Genomic DNA, 11,350 nt, shown 5'->3' on the forward strand with positions numbered 1-11,350 from the left:
TCGCGCTACGCTCGGGACGCGGTCCCTCGCGACTTGAGCGCTGACTTCGCGCTACGCTCGGGACGCGGTCCCTCGCGACTTGAGCGCTCAGCCGACGATCTGGTCTTCGGTGAAGAACTGGGCGATTTCGATCTTGGCGTTGTCCAGGCTGTCCGAGCCGTGGACCGAGTTCTCCCCGATCGACAGGGCGAATTGCTTGCGGATCGTGCCTTCGGCGGCCTGTTCCGGGTTGGTGGCGCCCATGACTTCACGGTACTTGGCCACGGCGTTCTCGCCTTCCAGAACCTGGACGACCACCGGCTCGGCGGTCATCTGCTCGACCAGTTCGCCGTAGAAGGGGCGCTCGGCGTGGACTTCGTAGAACTTCTTGGCCTGGTCGGTCGACAGCTTGACGCGGCGCTGGGCCACGATGCGCAGGCCGGCGCCTTCGATCACGGCGTTGATCGCGCCGGTCAGGTTGCGGCGCGTGGCGTCGGGCTTGATGATCGAGAAGGTGCGTTCGGTCATGGAGAGTGACTTCTTGTTTGGGAGATTGAGTGTCGCGGGCTTATAGCGACGACCTCCCGAGTTTCCAACTGTCCCTTTTTTCATGTCTGACGGCCCCTCGCCCGGCGATAGGCGGCCTTCGGACGATTTCAGATTTCGACCGCCCACATGCTCCAGATCAACAACCTGACCCTGAACGCCTGGGGCCGCCAGTTTCTGGACGACGCCTCGGTCAGCCTGCCGCCCGGCTCCAAGGTGGGTCTGGTCGGCCGAAACGGCATCGGCAAATCGACCCTGTTCAAGGTGATCCTGGGCGAACTGGCCGCCAACGGCGACGAGATCAGCCTGCCCAAGACCGCCCGCATCGCCTCGGTGGATCAGGAACACCCCGCCACCCCCGTCAGCGTGCTGGAGACCATCCTTGAGGCCGACGTCGAGCGCCACGAGCTGATGACGCGGCTGGAAACCGCCGATCCCGAGGAGATGGGCGAAATCTGGGGCCGGCTAATCGAGATCGATGCCGAGAGCGCCCCGGCGCGCGCCTCGGAAATCCTGGTCGGCCTGGGCTTCAGCCAGGAAGACATCCAGAGGCCCATGTCGCATTTCTCGGGCGGTTGGCGGATGCGCGTGGCCTTGGCCGCCGCCCTGTTCGCCGAGCCGGACATGCTGCTGCTGGACGAACCGACCAACTACCTCGATCTGGAAGGCGCCTTGTGGCTGGAGGCGCGGCTGAAGAAATACCCGCACACGGCCCTGATGATCTCGCACGACCGCGATCTGCTGAACTCGGTCTGCACCCATATCCTGCAGCTCTCGAACCGCAAGCTGGAGCTCTACACCGGCAACTACGACACCTTCGAGCGCACCCGGGCCGAAAAGCTGCGGCTGATGGAGGCCACCAAATCCAAGCAGGACGCCGAGCGCGCCCACCTTCAGAAGTTCATCGACCGCTTCAAGGCCAAGGCCTCCAAGGCCACCCAGGCCCAGTCGCGCGTCAAGAAGCTGGAGAAGATGGAGCGGATCGAGCTGCCGCCCGAAGAACGGGTCGCCCCCTTCGTCCTGCCTTCGCCGGAGCGCCCCCTGCCCCCGCCCCTGATCCGTCTGGAGAAGGCCAGCGTCGGCTATGAGCCGGGCAAGCCGATCCTGCGGAACCTGAACCTGCGGATGGACCTGGACGACCGCATCGGCCTCTTGGGCGTCAACGGCGCCGGCAAGTCCACCTTCGCCAAGTTGATCGCCAAGGCCCTGACCGTCGACGCCGGCGAGTTCCACCGCGACGGCAAGATGCGGGTCGGCTGGTTCCACCAGCACCAGATCGAAGCGATGGATCCCGAGGACACGCCGTTGCAGATCATCCTGCGCGCCATGCCCGAAGCCTCGGAAAGCAGCCGCCGCAGCCGCCTGGCCCAGTTCGGCCTGCCCTTCCAGAAGCAGGACACCAAGGTGGGGGCCCTGTCCGGGGGCGAGCGCGCGCGTCTTCTGCTGAACCTGGTGGCCATGGATGCGCCCCACATCCTGATCCTCGACGAACCGACCAACCACCTGGACATCGACAGCCGCCGCGCCCTGCTGGACGCCCTGAACCAGTACACGGGCGCCGTGATCCTGATCACCCACGACCGATCGCTGATGGAGCTGGTCGCCGACCGGCTGTGGCTGGCCGCCGACGGCACGGTGAAGCCGTTCGAAGGCGACATGGACGACTACGCCAAGTTCGTGCTCGACCGCGCCAAACAAGCCGGGATGAAGCCCAGTCAGCTCAAGCCCGAGCCCGTGGCCGAAGCGGCGCCTGTCGCTGCGCCCAAGGCGGAGAAGAAGAAGTCAGGCCCCTCCCCCTCTACCCTGCGCCATGCGGTGAAGAAGGCGGAAGAGGAGATGGCGCGCCTGACCGCCGACCTGGCCCGTATCGACACCGACCTCGCCGCTGCGGCAGCCGCCAATAACTCGAAAAAGCTGGAAAGCCTGGGCCGCGCCCGCGCCAAGACCCAGGCCGATCTGGACGCCGCTGAAACCGCCTGGATCGCGGCGGAAGAGGCGCTGGCCGAGGTGGCGTGATGATCAAGCCCGTTCAACTGTCCAAGGATCAGCGCGCGGCCGCCACGGCCAGGCTGCGCGCCTATTTCCGCGACGAGCTGGAGCAGGAGCTGGCTCAACTGCCGGCCGAGATGTTGCTGGACTTCATCGGCAAGGAAATCGGCGCGATCTTCTACAATCGCGGCGTTCAGGACGCCCAGCAGTTGGTCCAGCAGAAGGCGGAGGACGTGGTCGAGGCCCTGTATGGCCTGGAACGCTCAGTTTCGATCCGTTAGGCGTCAGCCCGGATCGCGCGCGTCCGGAGCCCAATATTCCAGCCGCTGATAGGCTTCGCCCAGGAAGACGGCGGCCAAGGGCGCCTCCAGCCCCGACAGGACCAGGGCGGATGCCACGTCCCTGGCGGCGTCGGACAGCAAGCCCGCAGCGGAGAGCCCGATCAGGACCAGCTTGGGCAGGCCGACCACGATCAGCCCGCCCAGCAGGGGCCAGAAACTGCCCTGGGCGACGCCCATGCTGTTCAGCGAGACCATATGCCCGCGCCCCAGGGTGGCCGGGGCGAACAAGGACAGCCGCACGGCCATCACCAGAACCCCATTGGCCACCAGCAGGGTCACGACCGCGAGCAGCACCAGCTTCCACACCGGACCGACCGCAGCCCAGTTCCGCTGGTTGATCGCCTCAGCGTCCAGCCCCGCCATTCCGAACAGGGCCAGAAGCAGCAGGGCCGCAACCGACAGGATCATGGCCATGAAGACCGCGCACAGCAGGGCGGCGCCCAGCAACCGCAGTTCCGGCCATCCGAACTGAAGACCGGCCGGACCCAGTCCGCGTCGCCGCGCCTCATCCAGATCGGCGCTGACCGCAATCCGCGTCAGGCCGCCCGCCAGGGCCAAGCCGGCGACGAGGCCGGCGATCTGGCCGACACCCCGCCCGATCATCGCCCACGAGGCTTCAACCGCATGGGCGCTCCACCCGGCGACGCTCCAAACGACGGCGCAGACCAGGATCGCGCCCCACGCGCCCCGCCAGGCCAGCGGCAGCTTTGCGAAGGCGGCCTTCAGGGTCTCGCCTAACGGCAACTGTCTGTGACGGTTCACGCGCACCCCCTCATCCCCGCCGCGACATAGCAGGGGATCATGACATCACGCCAGACGGCCGCTAGAAGGCCGCGATGAACGCTTCCCCCACATCTCCTTCCCCTGTTCACGTCATCGGCGGCGGCCTGGCCGGCTCGGAAGCCGCCTGGCAGATCGCTCAGGCCGGCGTGCCCGTCATCCTGCACGAGATGCGCGGCGTGCCCGGCGTGAAGACCGACGCCCACCAGACGGACGGACTGGCCGAACTGGTCTGCTCCAACTCCTTCCGCTCGGATGATTGGGAGTACAATGCGGTCGGTCTGCTGCACGCCGAGATGCGCGCGCTGGACTCGGTCATCATGGCATGCGGCGACGCCCATCAGGTGCCGGCGGGCGGCGCCCTGGCGGTGGATCGCGACGGCTTTTCCCAGGCGGTCACGGCGAAGCTGGAGGCCCACCCTCTGATCACCGTCGTGCGTGAGGAGATCGTCGGCCTGCCGCCTGAGGATTGGGACAATGTGATTGTCGCCACCGGCCCCCTGACCTCGCCCGCCCTGGCCGACGCCATCCTGAAGGCGACGGGCGAGGAGAGCCTGAGCTTCTTCGACGCCATCGCCCCCATCGTCCACGCTGACTCGATCGACTTCGACATCGCCTGGCGGCAGTCGCGCTATGACAAGGAAGGTCCCGGCGGAGACGCGGCCGCCTACGTCAACTGTCCGATGGACAAGGACCAGTACGAGGCCTTCATCGACGCCCTGCTGAACGGCCCCAAGGCCGAGTTCAAGGACTGGGAGCACGTCCCCTATTTCGACGGCTGTCTGCCGATCGAGGTCATGGCCGAGCGGGGGCGCGAGACCCTGCGACACGGGCCGATGAAGCCCGTCGGCCTGACCAATCCGCGCGACCCGACGGTCAAGCCCCACGCCATCGTCCAGCTGCGTCAGGACAATGCGCTGGGCACCCTGTTCAACATGGTCGGTTTCCAGACCAAGCTGAAGCATGGGGCGCAGGCGGAGGTCTTCCGCATGATCCCCGGCTTGCAGAAAGCCCAGTTCGCGCGTCTGGGCGGCCTGCACCGCAACACCTATCTGAACAGCCCCCAGCTGCTGGACAAGCAGCTGCGGCTCAAGGCCATGCCCCGGCTGCGCTTCGCCGGCCAGGTCACGGGGGTCGAGGGCTATGTCGAGAGCGCCGCCATGGGCCTGCTGACCGGCCGCCTCGCCGCGGCGCAAGCTCTGGGCCGCGACCTGTCGCCGCCCCCGCCCGAGACCGCCATGGGCGCCCTGGTCGAACACATCACCGGGGGCCATCTGGAAGGCTCGAAGTTCCAGCCGATGAACATCAACTACGGCCTGCTGCCCCCGCTGGAGGCCCCCAAGGTCGATGAAGACGGCAAGCGCATCCATCCCAAGGAACGCGGACGGGCCAAGAAGCGGCTGCAGAGCCTTCGTGCGATGGCGAGCCTGAAGGCGTGGCGGGACGCGGGCTAAACCCGTCCGCGGACCGTCGCCCAGAGCAGTCGCAAACGCTTGAGCGGCTCCGGCTGATCGGGCGTCGTCAGGGCGGCCGAGGCCACGGCCGGGAAGGCTTCGGCGGGCAGGCTCTTCAAGGCCGCATTGGCCTCAGGACGCGCCGCCCTCGCCTCCTCCGTCCGCCCGACCTGCGCCAGCCCCCGCCCCCGACCCGCCTCGACCACCTTGTCCGCGTGGCCCGGACCGGCCAGCACATGAACCGCCGTCTGCATCGGGCCGACGTAGAAGGCGTCCAGGTCGTGGGGCTCGCCGTGGACGCGGCCGATATGAGCCTCGATCAGGGCGTCGAAGGGGGCGCGGTCCAGGCCGTGGCGGGCGACCAGATCGGTCAGGGCCTCCAGCACCGGGTGACCCTTGCGGGGGATCCCGGCGAAGACCCCGTCCAGCTGCTCGGCCCACCAGGTGTAGCGCATCTCGGCCAGAAGCGGCTGGGTCACCCGCGTGGGTATGGCCATCAGCTCGGCCTCGAAGGCGTAGAGGGTGATCAGGTCGGCGCGGGCGCGCGCGTCGGCGACCAGGCGGCTGGACAGCCAGCGGTCCAGATCGGCGGCGCGGACCTGGGCGTCCAGACTCGCCGCGACCGTCGCCGTCGGATCGGGTTCATTCACAGGTTCAGGCGGCACGCGAAACGGCGAAATCGGCCAGGTCTTCCAGGGCCGCGCGCCAGTCGGAGGCCGGCAGGACCGACAGGGCGGCCTTGGCCTGATCGGCGTAGTCGCCGGCCAGGTCCAGGGTCGCGCCGATGGCGCCCGAGCCGATGACCAGTTCGCGGGCTCGGGCGAAGTCCTCGGGTGTGCGTTCGCCCTTGGTCACGGTCCGCTCCCAGAAGGCGTCCTCGCGGCCCCGAGTGCGGGCCACGGCCAGCAGCAGCGGCAGGGTGGCCTTGCCCTCGTTGAAGTCGTCGCCGGCGTTCTTGCCCAGGGCCTCGGCGGTCGCGCCGTAATCCAGGGCGTCATCGGCCAGCTGGAAGGCGATGCCCAGGGCCATGCCGTAGTCGCGCAGGGCCTTGACCGCTTCGACCGACGCCCCGGCGCCCACGGCCCCCGCCTCGGCGGCGGCGGCGAACAGTTCGGCGGTCTTGGCCGAGATGATCTGAAGATAGGTGGCCTGGTCCAGGTTCAGGGCGTGGGCGCGGGTCAGCTGCAGCACCTCGCCTTCCGAGATCACGCGCGAGGCCTCGGCCAGAATGCCCAGAGCCCGCATCGAATCCGTTTCGACCATCAGTTCGAAGGCGCGCGCGAACAGGAAGTCGCCGACGAGGACGCTGGTGGGCGCGCCCCAGATCAGATGAGCGGCGACCTTGCCTCGACGCAGCTCCGACGCATCCACGATGTCGTCGTGCAGCAGGGTGGCTGTGTGGATGAACTCCACCGCCGCCGCCAGCTTCTTGGGCGACAGAATGTCCCCTTGCGCGCCCGTGGCCCTGGCGGCGGCGACTGTGAGCAGGGGCCGCAGCCGCTTGCCCCCCGCCGAGACTAGATGTTCGGCCAGTCTTGGGATGATCGGCACATCCGACTGCATCCTGTCGATGATCAGGGCGTCCACCTCAGCCATATCGGTTCCGGCCAGCCGGACGAGGGCGTTCACATCCCCCTTCGGACGGGGAAACACGGCAGGGGCGAGGTCCAAGGGGATACTCTTTCGCAGGTCGCGCAACGTCCGCCGCGCAGCTAATTCCGACCGCGTCCGCTTGCCGGATCGCGATGGCGCGCACAATGGTGATCACCCCCCGGAGGGTCAAGGAGATTGAGGCTTGGACAGCGTTCCCGCCGCGCCGGAAGTCGTCGAGAACGCCCTGCTGGGCGGGCGCGTGCGTTTGCGACAGCCCGCGCGGGGTTATCGCGCCGGCATGGACGCCGCCCTTTTGGCTGCCGCCGTCGCGCCACGGCCGGGCGAGCGGCTGTTCGAAGCCGGCTGCGGCGCGGGGGCGGTCCTGATGCAGATCGCCGCCCGTCATGATGGGGCTTTCCTGACGGGGCTGGAGCGCGATTCGCTCGCCGCCGATCTGGCGCGTCAGAATGCGGCGCTGAACGGTTTCACGGACCGTATGACCGTCATCGACGGCGAAGTGGCGGCGGGCTTCCGCCCCCTGGAGCTGCCGGCCTTCGACTGGGCCGTATCCAATCCCCCCTTCTTCGACGACCCGGGCGCCCTGCGCGCGCCGGCCCCTGGCAAACAGGGCGCCTGGATGGCCGAGGACGGCCTGGCGGCCTGGACCGGCCTGCTGCTGAAAGCGGTGCGCGAGGGCGGCCGGATCGTGATCATCCACCGCGCCGACCGCCTGGCCGATCTGCTGGCCCTGCTGGGAGACAAGGCCGGGTCCTTCGCCATTCGACCGATTCAGCCCTTCGCCGAGGAACCGGCCAAACGGGTGCTGGTCCGGGCGATCAAGACCGGCAAGGCGCCGTTGCGCCTCCTGCCGCCGCTGGTGCTGCACGACCGGTCGGGCGCCAAACACACGCCCGAATCCGAGGCCCTTCTGAGAGGCGAAGCCGCTCTGGACTGGTGAGAGGCCCCGTCCCGAGACAGGGCGCCCGACCCGCCGATACTCGCCTTATTTGCTCTCGCGCCTCAGGATCGCTACATCCGCGGCAACCTCCCCCATTCGACGAAACCCCAAGGGCGAAATCGCACCTCATGGCGCAGCAATATATTTTCCAGATGCAGGGTCTGACCAAGACCTTCCCCGGCGGCCGCAAGATCTTCGAGAACATCTGGCTCAGCTTCTACAACGACGCCAAGATCGGCGTGGTCGGGGTCAACGGCTCGGGTAAGTCCACCCTGCTGAAGATCATGGCCGGCCTGGACACCGAGTTCTCCGGCGAGGCCCGCGCCGCCGACGGAATCAAGCGCGGCTATCTGGAGCAGGAGCCCCAGCTCGATCCCGCCCTGAACGTTCGCGAGAACGTCGAGGCCTGGTGCGAGGAGAAGCAGTGGGTCAACCGCTTCAACGCCGTCGCCGCCGAACTGGGCGAGAACTACACCGACGAGCTGATGGAGGAGATGACCAGCCTCCAGGAGAAGATCGACGCCGCCGACGTCTGGGACATCGACAGCCGGATCGAGATGGCCATGGGCGCCCTGCGCTGCCCGCCCGACGACTGGGAAGTCACCAACCTGTCCGGCGGTGAGAAGCGCCGCGTCGCCCTCGCCCGCCTGCTGCTGTCCAAGCCCGACATGCTGCTGATGGACGAACCGACCAACCACCTGGACGCCGAATCCGTCGCCTGGCTGCAGCACCACCTGGAGAACTTCCCGGGCTGCGTCATCCTGGTCACCCACGACCGCTACTTCCTGGACCAGGTCACCAAGTGGACCCTGGAGCTGGACCGCGGCAAGGGCCACCCGCACGAGGGCAACTATTCCTCCTGGCTGGAAGCCAAGCAGAAGCGCGTCGTGCAGGAGCAGTCGGAATCCGAAGCCCGCCAGCGCGCCCTCACCCGCGAACTGGAATGGGTCCGTTCGGGCGCCAAGGCCCGTCAGGCCAAGTCCAAGGCCCGTCTGGCCGCCTACGAGCGGATGGTCGAGGAGCAGGAGAATATGCGCGGGGCCCAGACCCACGCCCATATCCAGATCCCGCCCGGCCCGCGCCTCGGCAATGTGGTGCTGGAGGTCGAGGGCCTGCAGAAGTCCTATGGCGACAAGCTGCTGTTCGACAACCTGACCTTCAAGCTGCCGCCCAACGGCATCGTCGGCGTCATCGGCCCCAACGGCGCCGGCAAGTCGACCATGTTCAAGCTGATCACAGGTCAGGAAAAGCCGGACGGCGGCTCGATCCGGGTCGGGGAGACGGTGAAGCTGGCCTATGTCGACCAGTCGCGCGACGACCTGAAGCCGGACGAAACCATCTGGCAGGCCATCTCCGGCGGCACCGACGTGATGATGGTCGGCAAGCGCGAGATCAACACCCGCGCCTATGTCGGCAGCTTCAACTTCAAGGGCGGCGACCAGCAGAAGAAGGTCGGCCAGTTGTCGGGCGGTGAGCGCAACCGCGTCCACCTGGCCAAGACCCTGGCTGCCGGCGGCAATCTGATCCTGCTCGACGAGCCGACCAACGACCTGGATATCGAGACCCTGCAGAACCTCGAGGAGGCTCTGGAGGAGTTCGCCGGCTGCGCCGTGGTCATCTCCCACGACCGCTGGTTCCTGGACCGTCTGGCCACCCACATCCTCGCCTTTGAAGGCGACGGCCATGTGGAATGGTTCGAAGGGAACTTCGAGGCCTACGAACAGGACAAGATGCGCCGCCTGGGCGCCGACAGCATCATTCCCAAGCGCCTGCAACACCAGAAGTTCGGGCGCTGATTGATCTGTGATAGGATGCGGGACATGAGCGACGATCTTCTGTCCCGCATCACCATTGATCCCAGCCAGTGCGGGGGCCGTCCGTGCATTCGAGGCATGCGAATTCGCGTGCAGGACGTTCTGGACATGCTGGCCGGTGGCGCGAGCCCGGAGGAAGTCCTCGCGGACTTTCCCTACCTGGAAGCTGACGACATTCGGGCCAGCCTTGCCTATGCGGCCGCAAGCATCGGCGACACTGGCGTGATCGCCGCGTGAAATTCATCGTGGACGCCCAGCTGCCTATCGCTCTTGCCGATTGGCTGAGAGCTAATGGGCACGCGGCCGACCATGTTTCCACGCTTCTGGCGGTACATGCGCGTGACCAGGACATCTGGGATTTGGCCCGAGCGGAATCGCGCGTCATCATCACCAAGGATCGGGACTTCGCCATCTGGGCGGCGGACCGCCGGCTAGGGCCTCAGATCGTCTGGCTTCGTCTTGGCAACGCGACCCGGCGTGTTCTGATCGAATGGCTTGAACCTCGATGGGCCAGGATCGAACAAGGCCTCCTCGACGGCCTCCATTTGATCGAGGTCCGGCCATGACCCAGCGCCCCGCCGTCCTGATCATGCAACGGCATCTCGCCCCGCTCTCGGCCATCCTCGAGAGCGTCTATGACGTCTACCGCTTCTGGGAAGGTCCGCCGATCGAGGCCGCCCACGACATCCGCGCCCTGATCGTCGCCGGCGAGGCGCCGCTGGACAAGGGGCTGATCGAACGCCTCCCCGCCCTCGATCTGATCGCCTGTTTCACCTCGGGCTATGACGGGATCGACATCGACTGGTGTCGTGAACGCGGCCTGCCCGTCACCCATGCGCCGGGGGTCAACCATGAAGACGTGGCCGACCACGCCCTGGGCCTGGTCCTGGCCGCGCGTCGGCAGATCGTCTCGGGCGATCGTCAGGTCCGGTCGGGCGGCTGGACCGCCGAGACCCGCAGCATCACCCCCTCGCTCGGCGGCCAGAAACTGGGCGTCGTCGGCCTGGGCGCCATAGGCGCGGCCGTGGCCTGGCGCGCCGAGACGTTCCGCATGGATGTGAGCTGGTGGGGCCCTCGCCCCAAGGACGCCGAATGGCCCCGGGCCGACAGCCTGTCGGCCCTGGCCGAGGCCAGCGACATCCTGGTCGTCGCCTGCAAGGCCGATGAAACCAATCGCGGCCTGATCTCACGCGAGGTGCTTCAGGCCTTGGGGCCGGACGGCCTGCTGGTCAATGTCGCGCGCGGCCAGTTGATCGACGAGGACGCCCTGATCGACATGCTGAAGTCCGGCGCCCTGGGCCAGGCGGCCCTGGACGTCTTCATGGAGGAGCCGACCGAGCCTTCACGCTGGGCCGATGTTCCGAACCTCGTCCTGACGCCCCACACCGCCGGCGCGACGACCGCCGGGGTGCAGGGCATGCTGATGCTGCTGATGCAGAATCTTCAGGCGCATTTCGCGGGCCAGCCGCTGAAGACGCCGGTCGAGTGATCAGTTCGGGCGTTGCGGACGCTGCGGACGTTCATCGGCCGTGACGACGCCGTCGCCGTTCTTGTCCATGGTCTTGAACATGGCTTCGGCGCCGGCCTCCATCTCGGCCTTGGTGATGAGTCCGTTCCCATCCGCATCGGCGCGGCTCAGCATCCGACCGCCCGGCGAGGCGGCCAGCTCCGAGGCGTTGACCGCGCCGTCATGGTTGGCGTCGATACGGTCGAACATCGCGCCCATCCTCGCCTTCATGTCAGCGAGGGTCTCGCGCTCCGGCGGACGCATCCCGCCCATCCGCGGCGGACTGGACATCTGCCCCCCGCCCATCGGCGGCTCCGGAAAATCGCTCTGCGCCAGGGCCGGTCCGGCGATGAGGAGGGCGAAGGTTGAGATCAGAAGGCTGCGCATGG

13 protein-coding genes are annotated in these 11,350 nt (G+C 67.5%); 8 read left to right on the forward strand and 5 right to left on the reverse strand.

Features of this window, described 5'->3' with window-relative positions:
- Window positions 1–87: 87 nt before the first annotated feature.
- Window positions 88–507: a nucleoside-diphosphate kinase gene (ndk, locus tag JMT67_RS04910; RefSeq protein WP_201462841.1), complete on the reverse strand. Its 420-nt coding sequence runs from the start codon at window positions 505–507 to the stop codon at window positions 88–90.
- 147 nt (window positions 508–654) lie between these two features.
- Between ndk and JMT67_RS04915 the strand changes: the two genes are divergently transcribed.
- Together JMT67_RS04915 and JMT67_RS04920 are read left to right on the forward strand one after the other, a co-directional pair.
- Window positions 655–2,541, forward strand: a complete 1,887-nt coding sequence (locus tag JMT67_RS04915; RefSeq protein ID WP_201462842.1) for an ABC-F family ATP-binding cassette domain-containing protein — start codon at window positions 655–657, stop codon at window positions 2,539–2,541.
- Window positions 2,541–2,795, forward strand: coding sequence for a DUF2164 domain-containing protein (locus JMT67_RS04920; RefSeq protein ID WP_197273309.1), 255 nt, complete (start codon window positions 2,541–2,543; stop codon window positions 2,793–2,795). Before JMT67_RS04915 ends, JMT67_RS04920 begins: the two co-directional genes overlap by 1 nt.
- Window positions 2,796–2,798: 3 nt before the next feature.
- Here JMT67_RS04920 and JMT67_RS04925 read toward each other — a convergent pair whose 3' ends face one another.
- Window positions 2,799–3,617 carry a hypothetical protein gene (locus JMT67_RS04925; protein ID WP_233455803.1) on the reverse strand — a complete coding sequence of 273 codons (819 nt, stop codon included), beginning with the start codon at window positions 3,615–3,617 and terminating at the stop codon, window positions 2,799–2,801.
- 74 nt (window positions 3,618–3,691) lie between these two features.
- On the opposite strand from JMT67_RS04925, the gene trmFO reads away from it, so the two are divergent.
- Window positions 3,692–5,089: a methylenetetrahydrofolate--tRNA-(uracil(54)-C(5))-methyltransferase (FADH(2)-oxidizing) TrmFO gene (gene trmFO / locus JMT67_RS04930; RefSeq protein WP_201462844.1), complete on the forward strand. Its 1,398-nt coding sequence runs from the start codon at window positions 3,692–3,694 to the stop codon at window positions 5,087–5,089.
- On the opposite strand, the gene JMT67_RS04935 is transcribed toward trmFO, so the two are convergent.
- On the reverse strand, window positions 5,086–5,739 hold the full coding sequence (locus JMT67_RS04935) for a squalene/phytoene synthase family protein (RefSeq protein WP_201462845.1): 654 nt from the start codon (window positions 5,737–5,739) through the stop codon (window positions 5,086–5,088). The genes trmFO and JMT67_RS04935 overlap by 4 nt on opposite strands.
- Before the next feature lie 4 nt (window positions 5,740–5,743).
- Entirely contained in the window at window positions 5,744–6,760 is a 1,017-nt protein-coding gene (locus JMT67_RS04940) for a polyprenyl synthetase family protein (RefSeq protein ID WP_407645718.1), read from the reverse strand.
- A gap of 124 nt (window positions 6,761–6,884) precedes the next feature.
- Here JMT67_RS04940 and JMT67_RS04945 point away from each other — a divergent pair, with 124 nt between their 5' ends.
- The 5 genes from JMT67_RS04945 (at window position 6,885) to JMT67_RS04965 (ending at window position 10,943) form a co-directional block, all read left to right on the forward strand.
- Window positions 6,885–7,640, forward strand: coding sequence for a tRNA1(Val) (adenine(37)-N6)-methyltransferase (locus JMT67_RS04945; RefSeq protein WP_201462846.1), 756 nt, complete (start codon window positions 6,885–6,887; stop codon window positions 7,638–7,640).
- Between the two features lie 128 nt (window positions 7,641–7,768).
- Window positions 7,769–9,436 carry an energy-dependent translational throttle protein EttA gene (ettA, locus tag JMT67_RS04950; protein ID WP_182713529.1) on the forward strand — a complete coding sequence of 556 codons (1,668 nt, stop codon included), beginning with the start codon at window positions 7,769–7,771 and terminating at the stop codon, window positions 9,434–9,436.
- 24 nt (window positions 9,437–9,460) lie between these two features.
- Window positions 9,461–9,691 (forward strand): DUF433 domain-containing protein, encoded by a 231-nt coding sequence (locus tag JMT67_RS04955; protein ID WP_054766146.1) that lies wholly within the window; start codon window positions 9,461–9,463, stop codon window positions 9,689–9,691.
- Window positions 9,688–10,020: a DUF5615 family PIN-like protein gene (locus JMT67_RS04960; RefSeq protein WP_201462847.1), complete on the forward strand. Its 333-nt coding sequence runs from the start codon at window positions 9,688–9,690 to the stop codon at window positions 10,018–10,020. Before JMT67_RS04955 ends, JMT67_RS04960 begins: the two co-directional genes overlap by 4 nt.
- Complete coding sequence (locus tag JMT67_RS04965; RefSeq protein ID WP_201462848.1) at window positions 10,017–10,943, forward strand: 2-hydroxyacid dehydrogenase; 927 nt, start codon at window positions 10,017–10,019, stop codon at window positions 10,941–10,943. Before JMT67_RS04960 ends, JMT67_RS04965 begins: the two co-directional genes overlap by 4 nt.
- On the opposite strand, the gene JMT67_RS04970 is transcribed toward JMT67_RS04965, so the two are convergent.
- Window positions 10,944–11,348, reverse strand: a complete 405-nt coding sequence (locus tag JMT67_RS04970) for an EF-hand domain-containing protein (protein WP_201462849.1) — start codon at window positions 11,346–11,348, stop codon at window positions 10,944–10,946. It abuts the gene before it with no gap.
- Between the last annotated feature and the right edge of the window lie 2 nt (window positions 11,349–11,350).

Source organism: Brevundimonas aurantiaca, assembly GCF_904830995.1.
In the GTDB taxonomy this organism is placed as follows: Bacteria; Pseudomonadota; Alphaproteobacteria; order Caulobacterales; family Caulobacteraceae; genus Brevundimonas; species Brevundimonas aurantiaca.

What these genes read in the sequence shown, in the direction of transcription:
- ettA (WP_182713529.1), top strand. Translation starts at nt 7,769, where the DNA reads ATGGCGCAGCAATATATTTTCCAGATGCAGGGTCTGACCAAGACCTTC.
- JMT67_RS04920 (WP_197273309.1), top strand. Translation starts at nt 2,541, where the DNA reads ATGATCAAGCCCGTTCAACTGTCCAAGGATCAGCGCGCGGCCGCCACG.
- JMT67_RS04970 (WP_201462849.1), bottom strand. Translation starts at nt 11,348, where the DNA reads ATGCGCAGCCTTCTGATCTCAACCTTCGCCCTCCTCATCGCCGGACCG.
- trmFO (WP_201462844.1), top strand. Translation starts at nt 3,692, where the DNA reads ATGAACGCTTCCCCCACATCTCCTTCCCCTGTTCACGTCATCGGCGGC.
- JMT67_RS04915 (WP_201462842.1), top strand. Translation starts at nt 655, where the DNA reads ATGCTCCAGATCAACAACCTGACCCTGAACGCCTGGGGCCGCCAGTTT.
- JMT67_RS04955 (WP_054766146.1), top strand. Translation starts at nt 9,461, where the DNA reads ATGAGCGACGATCTTCTGTCCCGCATCACCATTGATCCCAGCCAGTGC.
- ndk (WP_201462841.1), bottom strand. Translation starts at nt 507, where the DNA reads ATGACCGAACGCACCTTCTCGATCATCAAGCCCGACGCCACGCGCCGC.
- JMT67_RS04965 (WP_201462848.1), top strand. Translation starts at nt 10,017, where the DNA reads ATGACCCAGCGCCCCGCCGTCCTGATCATGCAACGGCATCTCGCCCCG.